This window comes from Pseudomonas sp. PHC1 (assembly GCF_046487845.1).
Lineage (GTDB): Bacteria > Pseudomonadota > Gammaproteobacteria > Pseudomonadales > Pseudomonadaceae > Aquipseudomonas > Aquipseudomonas sputi.
Genome location: NZ_JBJXHJ010000021.1, coordinates 1 through 15,164, shown reverse-complemented (window position 1 = coordinate 15,164; position 15,164 = coordinate 1). Strand labels below are relative to the sequence as shown.

Annotated in this window: 18 protein-coding genes; 15 read left to right on the top strand and 3 right to left on the bottom strand. The window is 59.1% G+C overall.

All coding sequences use genetic code 11. The annotated features are described in order from the left end of the window. Positions 1-46: 46 nt before the first annotated feature. The 8 genes from ACKJSM_RS22335 (at position 47) to ACKJSM_RS22300 (ending at position 6,611) form a co-directional block, all read left to right on the top strand. The gene (locus ACKJSM_RS22335) at positions 47-1,369 is read left to right on the top strand and encodes an MFS transporter (protein ID WP_236182180.1); all 1,323 of its coding nucleotides are present in this window, start codon (positions 47-49) and stop codon (positions 1,367-1,369) included. A 22-nt stretch (positions 1,370-1,391) separates the two neighbouring features. Next, positions 1,392-2,384 carry an AraD1 family protein gene (araD1, locus tag ACKJSM_RS22330; RefSeq protein ID WP_410238876.1) on the top strand — a complete coding sequence of 331 codons (993 nt, stop codon included), beginning with the start codon at positions 1,392-1,394 and terminating at the stop codon, positions 2,382-2,384. 9 nt (positions 2,385-2,393) lie between these two features. After that, complete coding sequence (locus tag ACKJSM_RS22325; RefSeq protein ID WP_236182182.1) at positions 2,394-3,974, top strand: aldehyde dehydrogenase (NADP(+)); 1,581 nt, start codon at positions 2,394-2,396, stop codon at positions 3,972-3,974. A 98-nt stretch (positions 3,975-4,072) separates the two neighbouring features. Next, positions 4,073-4,381, top strand: coding sequence for a DUF5629 family protein (locus ACKJSM_RS22320; RefSeq protein ID WP_236182183.1), 309 nt, complete (start codon positions 4,073-4,075; stop codon positions 4,379-4,381). Further along, the gene (locus ACKJSM_RS22315) at positions 4,378-5,553 is read left to right on the top strand and encodes a lactonase family protein (protein WP_410238875.1); all 1,176 of its coding nucleotides are present in this window, start codon (positions 4,378-4,380) and stop codon (positions 5,551-5,553) included. Before ACKJSM_RS22320 ends, ACKJSM_RS22315 begins: the two co-directional genes overlap by 4 nt. Positions 5,554-5,709: 156 nt before the next feature. Next, the gene (locus ACKJSM_RS22310; RefSeq protein WP_011334602.1) at positions 5,710-5,889 is read left to right on the top strand and encodes a hypothetical protein; all 180 of its coding nucleotides are present in this window, start codon (positions 5,710-5,712) and stop codon (positions 5,887-5,889) included. Between the two features lie 255 nt (positions 5,890-6,144). Beyond that, positions 6,145-6,357 carry a hypothetical protein gene (locus ACKJSM_RS22305; protein WP_410238874.1) on the top strand — a complete coding sequence of 71 codons (213 nt, stop codon included), beginning with the start codon at positions 6,145-6,147 and terminating at the stop codon, positions 6,355-6,357. Beyond that, positions 6,354-6,611 carry a hypothetical protein gene (locus ACKJSM_RS22300; RefSeq protein WP_236182186.1) on the top strand — a complete coding sequence of 86 codons (258 nt, stop codon included), beginning with the start codon at positions 6,354-6,356 and terminating at the stop codon, positions 6,609-6,611. Before ACKJSM_RS22305 ends, ACKJSM_RS22300 begins: the two co-directional genes overlap by 4 nt. Positions 6,612-6,616: 5 nt before the next feature. Here ACKJSM_RS22300 and ACKJSM_RS22295 read toward each other — a convergent pair whose 3' ends face one another. From ACKJSM_RS22295 to ACKJSM_RS22285, 3 genes are read right to left on the bottom strand one after another with little or no spacing between them, the layout of a single operon-like run. Beyond that, positions 6,617-7,201 carry a glutathione S-transferase gene (locus ACKJSM_RS22295; RefSeq protein ID WP_410238872.1) on the bottom strand — a complete coding sequence of 195 codons (585 nt, stop codon included), beginning with the start codon at positions 7,199-7,201 and terminating at the stop codon, positions 6,617-6,619. After that, positions 7,198-10,839 carry an AAA family ATPase gene (locus tag ACKJSM_RS22290; RefSeq protein ID WP_410238871.1) on the bottom strand — a complete coding sequence of 1,214 codons (3,642 nt, stop codon included), beginning with the start codon at positions 10,837-10,839 and terminating at the stop codon, positions 7,198-7,200. Before ACKJSM_RS22290 ends, ACKJSM_RS22295 begins: the two co-directional genes overlap by 4 nt. Next, complete coding sequence (locus ACKJSM_RS22285) at positions 10,836-12,080, bottom strand: exonuclease SbcCD subunit D C-terminal domain-containing protein (protein WP_410238870.1); 1,245 nt, start codon at positions 12,078-12,080, stop codon at positions 10,836-10,838. Before ACKJSM_RS22285 ends, ACKJSM_RS22290 begins: the two co-directional genes overlap by 4 nt. A 263-nt stretch (positions 12,081-12,343) precedes the next feature. Here ACKJSM_RS22285 and ACKJSM_RS22280 point away from each other — a divergent pair, with 263 nt between their 5' ends. The 7 genes from ACKJSM_RS22280 to ACKJSM_RS22250 all read left to right on the top strand — a co-directional run bounded on the left by ACKJSM_RS22280 (position 12,344) and on the right by ACKJSM_RS22250 (position 14,999). After that, a complete protein-coding gene (locus tag ACKJSM_RS22280) occupies positions 12,344-12,841 on the top strand; it encodes a hypothetical protein (RefSeq protein ID WP_236182190.1) in 498 nt (165 codons plus the stop codon). Next, positions 12,838-13,221: a contact-dependent growth inhibition system immunity protein gene (locus tag ACKJSM_RS22275; RefSeq protein ID WP_236182191.1), complete on the top strand. Its 384-nt coding sequence runs from the start codon at positions 12,838-12,840 to the stop codon at positions 13,219-13,221. Before ACKJSM_RS22280 ends, ACKJSM_RS22275 begins: the two co-directional genes overlap by 4 nt. After that, a complete protein-coding gene (locus ACKJSM_RS22270; protein WP_410238868.1) occupies positions 13,218-13,637 on the top strand; it encodes a hypothetical protein in 420 nt (139 codons plus the stop codon). The genes ACKJSM_RS22275 and ACKJSM_RS22270 overlap by 4 nt, the downstream gene beginning before the upstream one ends. Then, positions 13,637-13,927 (top strand): hypothetical protein, encoded by a 291-nt coding sequence (locus tag ACKJSM_RS22265; protein WP_064597220.1) that lies wholly within the window; start codon positions 13,637-13,639, stop codon positions 13,925-13,927. The genes ACKJSM_RS22270 and ACKJSM_RS22265 overlap by 1 nt, the downstream gene beginning before the upstream one ends. A 72-nt stretch (positions 13,928-13,999) precedes the next feature. Beyond that, entirely contained in the window at positions 14,000-14,359 is a 360-nt protein-coding gene (locus tag ACKJSM_RS22260; protein ID WP_410238867.1) for a hypothetical protein, read from the top strand. An 11-nt stretch (positions 14,360-14,370) separates the two neighbouring features. Then, a complete protein-coding gene (locus ACKJSM_RS22255; protein WP_410238866.1) occupies positions 14,371-14,721 on the top strand; it encodes a toxin glutamine deamidase domain-containing protein in 351 nt (116 codons plus the stop codon). Further along, positions 14,721-14,999 carry a YrhB domain-containing protein gene (locus ACKJSM_RS22250; protein ID WP_410238865.1) on the top strand — a complete coding sequence of 93 codons (279 nt, stop codon included), beginning with the start codon at positions 14,721-14,723 and terminating at the stop codon, positions 14,997-14,999. Before ACKJSM_RS22255 ends, ACKJSM_RS22250 begins: the two co-directional genes overlap by 1 nt. The last annotated feature ends 165 nt before the right edge of the window (positions 15,000-15,164 follow it).

Below are 15,164 nucleotides of genomic sequence, written 5' to 3'. Positions count from 1 at the left end.
GGCGTCCCCCAAGGTTCCATAAAAACAACAATCGGAGACCGATCTCATGAGCCAGGAACTGCGGCTTGTCCGGCGCATCACGCTGAAACTGATTCCCTTCCTGATCCTGCTGTACTTGATCGCCTACGTGGATCGCTCCGCCGTCGGCTTCGCCAAACTGCACATGGGCGCCGACATCGGCATCGGCGATGCCGCCTATGGCCTCGGCGCCGGGCTGTTTTTCATCGGCTACTTTCTGTTTGAAATCCCCAGCAACCTGATGCTCGAACGCTTCGGCGCACGGCGCTGGTTCGCGCGGATCATGATCACCTGGGGGGCGATCACCATCGGCATGGCCTTCGTCCAGGGCCCGCACAGTTTCTACGTGATGCGCTTTCTACTCGGCGCGGCGGAGGCGGGGTTCTTTCCCGGCGTTCTGTACTACATCACCCAATGGTTCCCGGTGCGCCATCGCGGCAAGATCCTCGGGCTGTTCATCCTCTCCCAACCCATTGCGATGATGATCACCGGCCCCGTGTCCGGCGGTCTGCTGGGCATGGACGGGATCCTCGGTCTGCACGGCTGGCAGTGGCTGTTCATCGTCATCGGCACCCCGGCGATCCTGCTGACCTGGCCGGTATTGCGCTGGCTGCCGGACGGCCCGCAGCAAGTGAAATGGATGGACCAGGCCGAAAAGGACTGGCTGACCGGTGAATTGAAAAAAGATCTGCAGGAATACGGCCAGACCCGTCACGGCAATCCGCTGCATGCCCTCAAGGACAAACGGGTGTTGCTGCTGGCGCTGTTCTACCTGCCGGTGACCCTGAGCATCTATGGCTTGGGCCTGTGGCTGCCGACCTTGATCAAACAGTTCGGCGGCAGTGATCTGGTGACCGGTTTTGTGTCATCGGTGCCCTACATCTTCGGGATCATCGGCCTGCTGATTATTCCGCGCAGCTCAGACCGTTTGAATGATCGTTACGGCCATCTGGCGGTGCTGTATGTGCTGGGTGCCATCGGCCTGTTCCTCAGCGCCTGGCTGTCGTTGCCGGTGGCGCAACTGGCGGCGCTGTGTCTGGTGGCGTTCGCGCTGTTTTCCTGCACGGCGGTGTTCTGGACGCTGCCGGGGCGGTTCTTTGCCGGCGCCAGTGCGGCGGCCGGGATCGCCTTGATCAACTCGGTGGGCAACCTCGGTGGCTACATCGGCCCGTTCGTGATCGGCGCGCTGAAGGAGTACACCGGCAACCTCGCTTCGGGCCTGTACTTCCTGTCCGGGGTGATGGTGTTCGGGCTGATTCTGACGGGCGTCGTCTATCGCGTGCTGGAGCGCAAGCATGTGCTCCCGGTTGACCAATTTGCAGCGAGCGCACGCGGTGCGACGCGCACCTGATTTGTTTTAACAGGAGAACAACATGCATCTGGTTCAATTCGAATTGAGTAGCGGCGAGCGCCGTGTCGGGGTGGTCGAGGACGGTCTGGTGCGTGAAGTGCAGGATGCGCGCACGGTTCGCGATCTCGCCCTGGCCGCAATCGAGGCGGGCAGCACCCTCGCGCAGCAAGTGCAAACCCTGGGACTGGGCATCAGCCATGATTACGCGCAGTTACTAAAAGACCTGCGCATCCTGCCGCCACTGGATCACCCGGACCCGGCGCACGTGCTGGTCAGCGGCACCGGCCTCACGCACCTGGGCAGCGCGTCGGCCCGGGACAAGATGCACCAGCAGGCCGGCGATGAAGCGGCGATGACCGACACCATGCGCATCTTCAAGTGGGGCGTGGAGGGCGGCAAACCGGCGGCGGGGCAGGCCGGCGTGCAGCCGGAGTGGTTCTACAAGGGTGACGGCAGCATTGTCGTGCGTCCTGGCCAGCCGTTCCCGTTGCCGCCGTTTGCCGAAGACGCCGGGGAGGAGCCGGAGATGGCCGGCCTCTACATCATCGGCCACGACGGCAAGCCGTATCGCCTCGGTTTTGCGGTGGGCAACGAGTTTTCCGATCACGTCATGGAGCGCAAGAATTACCTGTACCTGGCCCACTCGAAACTGCGCAGCTGCAGCTACGGCCCGGAACTTCGCACGGGTGATTTGCCTCAACACCTGGCGGGCACCAGTCGCATCCTGCGCGACGGCGAAGTGCTGTGGCAGAACGAGTTCCTCAGCGGCGAAGCCAACATGTGCCACAGCCTGGCGAACCTCGAATACCACCACTTCAAGTACCGCCAGTTCCTGCGTCCTGGCGATGTGCACATTCACTTTTTCGGCACCGCGACCCTGTCGTTCGCCGATGGCATCCGCACTCAACCGGGCGACGTGTTCGAAATCAGCCAGGCCGAATTCGGCGCACCGCTGGTCAACGGCATCGCACCGGTTGCAGCAGCATTCGAACCGGACAGCATCGGCACCCTTTAAGGAGATCCCATGACTCAGATTCTCGGTCACAACTACATCGGCGGTCGTCGCAGCGCGGCGGGCAACGTCAAGCTGCAAAGCGTCGACGCCACCACGGGCGAAGTACTGCCCCACGATTTTATTCAGGCCACGGAAGCGGAAGTGGATGCTGCCGCCAAAGCCGCCGCCGCCGCGTATCCGGCGTATCGCAGCCTCAGCGCCGAGCGCCGCGCGCAGTTTCTCGATGCGATTGCCGATGAACTGGATGCGTTGGGCGATGATTTCGTCGCGGTGGTCTGTCGCGAAACCGCACTGCCGGCCGGGCGCATTCAAGGTGAAAGGGGGCGCACCAGCGGCCAGATGCGCTTGTTCGCCAAAGTCCTGCGGCGCGGCGATTTCTACGGTGCGCGCATCGATCTGCCGTTGCCGGATCGTCAGCCGCTGCCCCGTCCGGATCTGCGCCAGTACCGCATCGGCCTGGGGCCGGTGGCGGTGTTCGGCGCGAGCAATTTTCCACTGGCATTCTCCACCGCCGGCGGCGATACCGCGTCGGCGCTGGCCGCCGGTTGCCCGGTGGTGTTCAAGGCGCACAGCGGCCACATGGCTACCGCCGAACTTGTCGCCGATGCGCTGATTCGTGCAGCGGAAAAAACGGCCATGCCCGCCGGCGTGTTCAACATGATCTACGGTGGTGGCGTCGGCGAATGGCTGGTCAAGCATCCTGCGATTCTGGCCGTGGGTTTCACCGGCTCGCTGCGCGGCGGACGGGCGCTGTGTGACATGGCCGCCGCCCGGCCTCAGCCAATTCCGGTGTTTGCCGAGATGTCGAGCATCAACCCGGTGATCGTGTTGCCCCAGGCCCTGGCCGTGCGCTCGGAAACCGTCGCCCGCGATCTGACCGCGTCGGTGGTGCAGGGCTGCGGTCAGTTCTGTACCAACCCGGGCCTGGTGATCGGCATTCGCTCGCCGCAATTCACCGCGTTCGTTGAGCAAGTCGCAGCGCTGATCGGCGATCAACCGGCGCAAACCATGCTCAATACCGGCACCCTCGGTAGCTACGGCAAGGGTCTGGAAAAACTCCTGGCGCACGCCGGCATCGAGCATCTGGCGGGTAATCCGCAGCAGGGCAATCAGGCGCAGCCGCAGTTGTTCAAGGCCGATGTCAGCCTGCTGATTAATGGCGATGAAGTGCTGCAGGAAGAAGTGTTCGGCCCGACCACGGTGATCGTTGAAGTGGCTGACGAGGCGCAGTTGAGCGCGGCGTTGCAGGGCCTGCATGGGCAACTGACGGCGACGATCATCGGCGAGCAGGCGGATTTCGAGCGCTTCCCGGAGCTGACGCCGTTGCTCGAGCAGAAGGTCGGGCGGATCCTGCTCAACGGTTATCCAACCGGTGTCGAAGTCTGTGATTCGATGGTTCACGGCGGGCCATATCCGGCGACGTCCGATGCCCGTGGCACTTCGGTCGGTACGCTGGCGATCGATCGATTCCTGCGCCCGGTGTGCTTCCAGAACTATCCCGACAGCCTGTTGCCGGAACCGCTGAAAAACGCCAACCCGCTGCGCATTCAGCGTTTGGTGGATGGCAAGCCATCGCGCGACGCCCTTTAACTCACACCCCATGATCGTTCCCACGCAGAGCGTGGGAACGATCAAGAGCGGGGCTTTGAGCTATCATTGGCCCTTTCCCCCTGAAAGACATGATTGCCATGACTGCCGTAACCGACACCCTTCTCAACGCCCTCGAACACTGCGGTATGGTCGAAATCGACGGCCTGCACGCTTTCGAATTCGCCCTCGACGAAGACGATAACCTGCACATCGAATGCATCGATGGCCGGGCCGCCAAGCATTGGGAGTTCACCCCGGCTCAGGTGGCGGCGGCGACGTTTGACGAAGACCTGCAGAGCTGGCTGATCGTCGGTTTTGCCAGCGACACCCAAACCGTCGGCGAACACCGTCTGGTCTGCCTCGGTGATGTACTGAGCAGCGCCGACGACGAGGATGAAACCGAATGAACATGCGTAAATTCTGGCCATTGCTGATGGCCGGCAGCGTCGGCGCGATGGGCCTTTCCAGTGCCTCGGCCGAGAGCTTCCAGTTTTTGGTGGGTTCCTACACCGCCGGCACCAGCGAAGGCCTCTACCGGATGAACTTCGACAGCGCCACCGGCCAAATAGACGCCAAACCGCTGCAAGTGATCAAAAGCGAAAACCCGTCGTGGCTGACCCTGTCGAAGGATCAGCACCGGGTGTTCGTGGTCAACGAAAACGGCCCGGGCCAGAAAGACCCGGTCGGCCGCGTCAGCAGTTATTCCATCGATCCGAAGACTCACGCCCTGACCCTGATCAATCAGGTGCAGAGCCTGGGCAACGAACCGACCCATTCGAGCCTCAGCGGCGACGCCAGCCATCTGTTCGTCAGCAATTACTCGGTGGTTGAAGATCCGGGCGGCACTCTCGCGGTATTGCCGGTAGACAGCGACGGCAAACTCAAACCGGTGGTGCAGATGAGCGCGCACCCGGCGAGCCGGGTCAACCCCGAGCGTCAGGCCTCGAACCACGTGCACTCGACGGTATCCTCGCCGGACGGTCGTTACGTGTTCTCCAATGACCTGGGTGCGGACAAGGTCTTCATCTATCAATTCGACCCGAAAGCCAATCCGGATCTGCCGCTGACCCCGGCGAAAACCGCGTCGGTGCCACTGCCCGCCGGCAGCGGCCCGCGTCATCTGCTGTTCAGTGCGGATGGCAAACATGCCTGGTTGACCATGGAAATGAGCGCCCAGGTTGCGGTGTTCGATTACCACGACGGCGTGCTGACCCAGACGCAACTGGTCGACCTGGCCGCCGGCCAGCCGACTTCCGACAAGGCCGCTGCTGCGCTGCACGCGTCCGCCGACGGCAGGTTCCTCTACGTCAGCAACCGTGGTACCGCCAATCAGCTGCTGGTGTTCGCCATCGACCCGGCCAGCGGCCAGCTCAAGGAGCTGCAGCGACGTTCGGTGGAAGGCGATCACCCCCGTGAGTTCAGCCTCGATCCAAGCGGCAAATTCCTGCTGATCGCCAACCAGAAGAGCAACCAGATTGTCGTGGTCGAGCGCGACGGCAAGACCGGTCTGCTGGGCAAAACCGTACAAAAACTGCCGATGGATGCGCCGAGTGACCTCAAGTTTCTCGTGCGTCAATAAGCCGCAGGCCCCGGTCTGCGGGGCCTGAAGCTTTGTATTAATCCTGCTGATAACAGGTAATGTTGCAAAGCATTTCAAGCGATCGACCCTCGAGCGTTAAGTTTGCTTCACGGCCCAACCGGGCAAGCAAGCCAACTGAACACGAGGGTTACCGCCATGAACTTCAATCTCTTCTCGATCATCGCCGCTTCCGCCATCTCCGCCACCGTGGCTCTGCCAGCCAGTGCCAACGTTGAAATCAGCGACAAAAAATCCCACACCCAGAGCTACACCCAGAAATACCTGCAACAAAGCGCCAACTTCTACGCCGCGCTGGATCACAAAGCTCAACACTGAAATTTCCGTCACGCCCTGGAACTGCCCAAGGCTGCGATCCTTTGATCTTGTTTCTCAAAAAGCAAAATCAAAAGATCGCAGCCTTGGGCAGCTTTTTGCCTGCGTAATGACCGGCGATAGCTATTTTCAAACGGCGAGATAGACCGGCTAAATAATCAACGAAGCTGATGGTTACTATGCCAAACCCTGAGTGGTTACCCCGGCTTTTTTGATCGATTCTGTGGACCTCGAAACATTGTCCACAGAGCACACATCATGGCCAGTTCAATCATCACTTCCGCCAAACGCGGCGCCTACCTGGCCATCGGTCTGTACCTGGTCATGGTGCTGTTTGTCAGTCTGGCGTCGCAGTCGCAACACAGCTTCGAAGCACCGATCGACGTCGCCCATCCCGGCATCCAGTTCGAACTCCGTTCGCAAAACGCGGCGGTGGACTCAGCTGAACTCGCGGGAGTCGGCGGAGCATGAAAGGTTACAGACTTTGGGTCATTGCCGGACTGGCGTTCATGACCAACGGCGCTTCCCTGTTGGGATACGGCCAGGGTTCGGTCGGCGGACTCGCCCGGGCCATAGAGGCCAACCATAACATCGCGCACAACATCGAACGGGCCAATGTGCTGGGGTTGCTGGCCGGCAATCCACCGATGAAAACCCCCAGCGGTTTTCTCGGTCCGTTCGAGGTGGATTGCTCGGCCATCGGCATGTGTGAAGTGCTGGCGTAACGCGCCTACTTTTTCATGATGCCGGTGAACAGCTCCGATTCCAGAAACCGCTGCAACCAGGCCTGCAACCGCACGTAAGGCGTCTGCGCGAACCAGTCACGATCAACATGGGCGAACTGGCGAACGAACGGCAACAGCGCGATGTCGGCCAGGCTCGGATGCGCGGTCAACAAGTAATCGCGACCCTCGAGCAGCTCATCAAGCCGCTGCAAGAACAACGCACCTTCCGCGCGATAAACCTCCATCGGCTGTTCCGGATAACGCTCGGCGTACTTGTAGTGATTCAGGTGAATCTTGAACACTTGATCGTTGGCTTCAATCAACTCGGCGATCCTTGAATCGCCCCCCAGCAACCACTCATCCGGATCGTTCTGCGCCAGCGCCCAGCGCATGATCTCCAGGCTTTCGTCGATCACCTGACCACCTGCATCCAGCACCGGCACCGTGCCCTTGGGCGAGATCGCCAGCATTTCGGCGGGTTTGGCCTTGAGGCTGACTTCGACGATGTCCACCGGCACGCCCGAATAACGCAGGGCCATCCGTGCCCGCATCGCGTACGGGCAGCGGCGGAAGGAATACAGCGTGTTCATTTCACCTCCAGGGTGCTCAAACCGTTGCCCTGACGTTGTACCTGAATCTGCACCGGAATCCGTTCGTGCATTTCCTGCACGTGGGAAATCACCGCGACCTTGCGGCCCTGCGCCTGTAAGCCGTCGAGGGCGTCCATGGCCAGTTGCAGGGATTCCGGATCGAGGCTGCCGAAACCTTCGTCGATGAACAGCGATTCGATCTTCAACGTGCTCGACGCCATCGAGGCCAGACCCAGGGCGAGGGCCAGCGACACCAGGAAGGTTTCGCCGCCGGACAACGAATGCACCGAGCGCAGTTCGTCGCCCATTTCGGTGTCCATCACCAGCAGGCCGAGCATGCTGCCGCCGCGCTTGAGGCGATAGCGCTTGACCAGTTGCCGCAGCTGCACGTTGGCGTGATGCACCAGCAGGTCGAGGTTGTAGGCCTGGGCGATCTTGCGGAAGGTGTCGCCGGTGGCCGAGCCGATCAGCGCATTGAGTCGCGCCCAGCGCTGATACTCGGCATAGGCGTCGGCGATCTGCTGCGCCAGCGCCTGATTGGCGTTCTGGCGGCGCTGGTCTTCGGCCTGCTCGGCGCGCAGTTCGGCGCATTGCTGTTCGCTGGCCGTGCACTGGTTTTGCAGGTCGGCGAGGGCGCTGGCGAGTTGTTCTGCATCCAGGTTGCCGTTGTGTTGCGCCTGATGCTCGAGCAGGCGTTGATCGCGTTCCTGCAACAACACCTTGGCCTGTTCAACGGCTTTTTCGTTGCGCTGCAAGCGCTGGCGCAGTTGGTCGACCTGTGCATCATCAATCCGCAGCAGGTCTTCCAGGCCGCCGTCATCCAGCTCCGGATGGCGAGCGCGCCAGTTGGCAATCTTGCCGGCCAGATCACGGTCTTCGGTTTCCAGCGCTTGCAGACGCTCTTGCTGCGCTTTCAGTTCGGCGGTGATTTGCACCAGCTGCGTACGCGCCTCCTGTAGCGCCTGAGTCGTCGTGGATTCGGCGTTGCGCGCCTGTTCCACCGCCTGCTCCAGTTGCTGCTGCCAATGCTCGGCGCCGCTGTGATCGCCCAACAATTGCGCAAGCTTCTGCTGGCTGGCGAGTTGCTGTTCGGTCAGCGTGTTGAGTTGCTGTTCAGCGTTTTGCAGCTGCTGCACACGACCCTGTTGGCGATCCTGTTCCTTCTCAAGCGTCTGCTGGCGTTGTTGCTGCTCGGCCAGTTCTTCCTTCTGCTGATCGACTTGCGCCAGACGTTCGGCGATCTGCCGGTCAAGTTGCATGAAGGTCGCAGCCGGTTCAGCGCGCAAGGCATCGAGTGTGTCGCTCGGCAACAGCGTGGCGAAGGCTGCCAGCTCTTCGTCCAGGCGCTGGCGGTCGGCGCTCAGTTCGCGTTGCTGATTGCTCAGGTGCTGCGCCGCTTGCTGGTGCGCCGTCTCGGCCTGACGCAATTGCTGGGTCAGACGCGCCGCGTCCTGTTGCAGCGTGAGCAGGACGGTCTGGCGCTGTTCGTCCTGAGTGATGCTTTGATTGAGTTGATCGTTCTGGCGGGTGAGCCACGCGGCGCGCTTGTCACTGTCCTGATTCAGCAACGATGCCGCGAGCGGATGCGCCTCGATGCTCGGCGTCAGCGATTGTTGCTGAGCGGCCAGTTGTTCCTGCTGTTGCAGCAACTCTTTCTGTTGGGCAATCACGCCACCGACGCTGGCGCGCAGCTCGGTGAGCTTTTCTTTCAGTTGATCGACCGCGTGCTGCGCGCTGGCCTGCTCGCTTTCATCGTGGCGGCCGAGGCTTTGCAGCAGGGCTTCCGGCTGGTGATACGGATGCTCGTTGCTGCCACAGACCGGACACGGCTGGTCGTCCTGCAATTGCGCACGCAGCTCTTCGACACTGGCACTGCGCGCCAGACGCTGACGCTCGAGCAATTCACGGGTGATGTTGAGGGTTTGCTCGGCAACGGTCAGCTCGGACTTGGTTTTCACCCCGTCCTGGGTCAGGCGCTCGCGCTCCTGTTGCGCATCGAGCTGGCGCTGTTGCAGCTCGGAACTGCGTTTGTCCACCTCCTGCTGACTGGCCCACAGGCGCGTCAGGTCTTCGACGGCGCGCAGTTGCTTGCGGTTGTCCTGCAACAGAGTGCCGAGGATGCCGATCTGTTCGGCGACGGCGTCCGGTTCGGCGCCAGCCTCTTTGAACAACACTTCCAGCTGCTGCTTCTGTGTGGCGAGCGCTTCGGTGGCGCGGGTGGCGTTCTCTTCGAGAGAAGTCAGTTCGCTTTGACCCTTGTTCAACCGATTGCCGATCAGCATCAGTTGCTGCAAGCGGTCACGGTAGGCATTCCAGGCTTCACTCAACGGTGCCAGATGAGCGCTTTGCTCGAGATCGGCGGCGATGCGCTGCAAACGTTCGGCGACTTGTTTTTGCTGATCGAGCAGGGTCTGGATCGTGCTTTGGCCTTGGGTGCAGGCCTGCTCAGCGGCTTGCTTGGCTTCGGTGCCGGACGCGACCTCCTTGGCGAGGCGGGCGAGGGTGCTTTGCTCATCGAAGGCCTGGCGCAACAGCGGTGCGCTGTCGCTTTGCTGCGTTTGCGCCTGGGTCAGGGCGATCTGCGCGGCGGCGAGATCCTGTTCCAGTCGTGTCTGGCGCTCAGCCAATTCGCCTTGTTGCCGGGTGTGCGCGTTGATCTGTTCCGCCAGCGGCGTCAGCAGTGCATCCAGTTCGGTTTTGCGGGCGAATTGGTGCCGTTGCGGAGCGAGCTGTTCCAGGCGGGTGAGCTTCAGACGCTCATCGGCCAGCGACTCGCGTTCGTGCTCGGCGCTGCGCAGTTGTTCGGCGGCGGCGTGTTGCGAGTCTTGCAGCCGCAGCAGTTCCTTGAGCCAGTCGTGCTGCTGCTCGATCTGCTTGAGCTGCGCCTGCTGCAACTTCAGTTGTTGCTGGGCGGCATTGAAGCGCTCGTCCAGCTCCGCGCGGGCCTCGGGGGCCAGCGGGGTCACGCCGGTGGCCTGATCCTGCAACTGCTTGTGGGCTTCGCGGGCCTCTTTGGTCTTGTCGAACGCGCGACGGCCGAGGCGGGTGTAGAGCGCGGTGTCGGTGAGTTTTTCCAGCAGTTCGCTGCGGTCGTTGTCATCGGCCTTGAGGAAGGCACTGAACTCGCTCTGGGCCAGCAGCACGGCGCGGGTGAACTGTTCGAAGTTCAGGCCCAGCGCGGCTTCGAGCTGAGTCTTGTATTCGCCTTTCTGGCTGGCGAGCAGTTGATCCTGATCGATGTCGCGCAGGCTCTGACGGCTGGCCTGCAACTTGCCGCCGGCCTTTTCCCGGGCGCGGTTGGCTTCCCAGCGCGCACGGTAGCGACGGCCGTCGACGCCGACAAAATCCACTTCGGCAAAGCCTTCGCCCGTACCGCGACGTAGCAGGGTGCGCGGGTCACCGGTGGCGATTTCGCCGTCGGCGTCCGGCACCTTGGCGTCACGGCTAGTGTTGTTCAAACGCGGCACAGAGCCAAACAACGCCAGGCACAGCGCATCGAGCAAAGTACTTTTGCCGGCGCCGGTCGGGCCGGTGATAGCGAACAGGCCAGCGCTGGCCAGCGGTTCGGCGGTGAAGTCGATTTCGAACGGGCCGGCCAGCGAGGCGAGGTTCTTCAAACGAATGGCGAGAATCTTCATGGCTGCTCGCCCTCCATTTGTACGTCTTGCAGCAGTTCGGCGAAGTCCTTGAGGGTTTGCTCGTCGACCTCGCTGCCGTAGTTATCGAGCCAGGCGCGGCTGAACAATTCCTGCGGTGTGAGCTGATCCAGTTCGATCAGCGCGCTGCCGTCCTCGGCGCCGTCAGCGCCCCGGTTGCCAGCGTATTCGGCGGCGATTCGCACCAGTCGCACAGCCTTGCCTTGCAGGGCGCTTTCGACCTGATGGCGCAGATCCGGTTGTGGCTCGTCGAGGCGCACCCGCACTTCCAGCCAAGGCTGGCGCTGGGTTTCGGCCAGCAGGTCGATGTTCGGCAGGTCGGCCAGTTGCAGCAGGATTTCCGCCAGTGGCGCAGGGCCGAGGCGCTGCAGATTGACGGAGCGGGGGATCAGCATTGGCTCGACGCTGACCAGGGTTTCGCCGTCCAGAACGATGTCGAGAATCTGGTGTTGATAGGCGATTTCAGAGAACGACAACGGAATCGGCGAGCCGCTGTAGCGAATCCGCTCTTCACCGTTGACCTTCTGCGGCTTGTGCAAATGGCCGAGCGCGACATAACTGATGCTCGGCCCGAACAGACTGGCGGGCAGCGCTTCGGCGTTGCCGATGATCAGGCTGCGCTCGGAGTCTTCCGACACCGAGCCGCCGGCCATGTGCGCATGGCTGATGGCGACCAGCGCCTGACCCGGTTGACGCTTGGCATTGGCCGCTTCGATCAACCATTCATGCACTTGGCCAATCCCGCGCAGATAGTTGTCGCCCAGATGCGCGCCGGTCACTTCGGCAGGCCGCAGGAACGGCAGCGCCAGGCACCACGCGGCGATCTCGCCGGACGCATTCGGCAGCGGCAACAGCAGACGTTCCGCATCCAGCTGCCCGTCATCCAGCCACAACACCCGGCCCAGCGCATGGGTGCGCAAACGCCGCATCAACGGCGCGGGCAGTTCGATCCGCGAACCGGAGTCGTGGTTGCCGGCGATCATCACGATGGTCAGCGACGGCTGCTGTTCGTGGGCGCTGACGATGAAGTCGTAGAGGCGTTCCTGGGCTTTGACCGGCGGATTGACCGTGTCAAAGATGTCGCCGGCGATCAGCAGCACGTCCGGCTGCGCCAGCTTCAATTGGCGCAGCAGCCACTCGAGAAAACAGGCGTGCTCGAAATCGCGTTCCTGGCCGTGCAGGTTCTGCCCAAGGTGCCAGTCGGAGGTGTGAAACAGACGCAAGGCTGACTCCGCAATATAAAGAGGTGATGGCCGCCGGGATGAGCGGGCGGCGAAAGAGGGGAGAGTTTACAGATTATTGCGCCGGGTAGGCTTGTCCGGGGGCGGGGGCCGCGATCTCGGTGAGCCCATTAATTGACGACTCGGCACCGGTTACCTACCATCGCGCCACTATATTGATATCGTTTTTGGGGTCTGGCGACTCGTCGTGCTTCAACCTGCACGCCACGATAGCTCACAGAGACATTGAGTCTGGAGCAAGCGCAATGAAACGGGTTAATTCGATACCTTCCGTTACTGACAATCCAGCGTATTTTTCCTGGAAAAAACAGTGGTCGAATCAGGAAGGCCTGGACGTTTATTCGTACATCTTCGATCAATGCCAGCCCGAACATATTCTGTTGTTTTCAAAAATGCTCTTCCCGGATTTTGTGGTGAAAGAGGGTGGCGTATTTTTAGCGCGGAATTTCTCGACTGAAGTGTTTGATAGGTGCTCTGGCCTTGCCTCTGGTGATATTTCAAAGACTGAAAAGTTATTGAATGTTGTGAGGATCTATGACGTTTTTGGCCAAGTTGCTGCTGGTGTTTCGGATGACGTGTTTCTTCAATTGTGCAATGTGATGGGTTTTGCGTGGCGCATGGTGATGAAAGAAAAATTTCCAGAGAAGGTGTTTTGTGTAGAGGTGTCGAACTCGGAGCAGAACTATGGCCCGGATATTACTTTCTACCAGGTTGAATCGTTGAGTCCGGGAGCCGAGGCATGAGGTTTCGGGATCTGGAGCAAGGACCGGATGTTTACGGGACCCCGGGAAAGCTCTCGTCGTTGGATGAATGGTATTTGTCCGTGCGCGATACACCCTTGGATTGCTTGAGTGTGGGAGATGTCTGTCGTGCATTGAGGCAGGATTTGCATGTGCGGGAACTGCTGCCCATTGGCATCGCTTTACTGACCGAAGACGTTCTGGAAGGCGATAGATATGACGGAGAACTGCTGGTTGCGCTGGCGGGTTTGAGAACTGTGTATTGGCACGAGAATGTCGAAGCATCCCGCAAGGCTGTTATTGCTGTGGCAGAAGTGAATCGCTTGAATGCTGACGCCGAGCTGTTAAAGGCTGCTTCAGCCCTGACAGGTTGCTTGAGATGACTATGGTTTTTAGCTTGTTGGGTCGCGGTGATCTGGGATTGATTCGCGCTGGTATGACGCGAGACCAGTCCCGAGTGACCCTTGGTGGAAAGTTTGATGAGTTTTTCAAGACTGAAGATTCGGCAGTGCCGACGGATGCTTATGATGATCTAGGCGTTCACATGTACTTTGATGAGAGTTTCATTGTCGTTGGTGTTGAATTTTTAAAGTGGAGTGAGCTTGTTTGGGGGGATCAGAAACTGGTCGGTGAAGACGCTCTGGTGATACAGCGGTTTCTGAAAAGCCGAGGACAAACGCTGGTTTTCAACAACTCGGGTTTTGATGTTGTTGATATGGGTTTGAAGTTTTACGTGCCTGACTTCGAAGAAGATGACGCCATCGTCGAGGCTGTGTATGTAGAGCTTTATCGCGCCTGATGAAGACTTCAAAAGTAATTAAGGTCGCAGAATCCTTGAGTGTTGTGCTGATTGATCGACTTGGGCAGGAATCACTTTTCGATGAGGCTGAGTGCTCGAGAAATATCTATTTAATAGATGAAGCCGGTCGTAGGGTTTGGCAAGTCTTTTCTGACTTTGACGCCCATGCGGGTCCCTTCACAAATATCATCCTCAATGAGAGGGGGCTTAAAGGTTATAGATGGGATGGTGGTATGTATGAGATTGATATCGAAACGGGAAGGGCGGTTCCTGGCGAGTTTATGAAGTAGGTGCTAACAGACAATGAGCCAGATAAAAGTGGAAACTCGTTGCTCAGGATCGAAAAGCGAAAAAGGCGATAAATGACCGCAGGGGTTGCGATGAAGGATGGAGAAGTGTTCCGAAAGACGTTGATTGACTTGATTGCCGAAAAGTGGGGCACTTTCGAGGCTGAGAGTTGGGCGGCCGACTATAGGCTGAATTGGAATGACGAACTGTCGGAATTGATGGGTAACGCTGTGTCCGATGTTTCGAGAGTCGCGCAAGCATTGAAAAATAAAGATGACGTTGAGTTGTGTGTGGCGGCGGGAAGGGCACGTACGGGTTTTTTGGATCTGTCAAATTTTTTTAGAGGAATATTTGATGATTTCGATGCACTGGTCAGAGAAGCCGAGTGGCAAGAAATACCAGACGACTATGTTTACGATAAAAGGATTAAATAAATCTGTCCCCTTTGTATTCTAACTGTGTCAACTGCTCAATTGCTACTGACGCAACCCTGGCAGGAAATCCAGCTTCGGCATTACCCATACTGTCAACAGATGGAGTCTCAATCACGGTGTTGGAGACGCAGTACGGAGCAAGATTTTTAGGGGTGCCATCTTCGGAAAGCATTACTCAGAAAATGCTTGATGCGGGGGCGGGCGCGCGAGGTATAGTCTATGGCTCTTATGGCCCGGGGCAGCCAGGGCATGTGTTTAATGTTATGAATCAGAATGGGGAAGTTAAATTCTTAGACGGACAGACCGGGAAGGTTGCCAAACTCGATAAGTTCGTATCATTCAAGCTTCTGAGGACAAATTAATGATTACTTATGAAAAGTCTCTAGAGATTGTGAATGAGTACTTGCGGAAGTCTAATATTCCGCTAGCGATAACCTATTCGGAAGAGTTTTTAGATGGTTGGATGTTCTGTTTTGATTCGAAAGAATATGTTGAAACGGGGGAGTTTTCCGCGCAATTGGCGGGTAATGGACCGTTGTTAGTCGATAGGGATACAGGTGAGTTGCATTCTTTTGGAACTGCGCGTCCTCCGAAAGAGTACTTGGAAGAGTATTCCGAAAAGAAGCGGCGTAAGATTTAGTTTCACAAAAAGAAACAAAAAGTGGGCAAGCAAAAAAAGGGTAAAAGGGGGCGGGGTTAAAAGGGGACGGATTTATTTGAATTAATTTTCCCGTCCTGAATAAGGTTTACACCTTCTGATCTATTTTCAGGAGGACGTAATGGAAACGGCTAAAAGGCGTAGTCA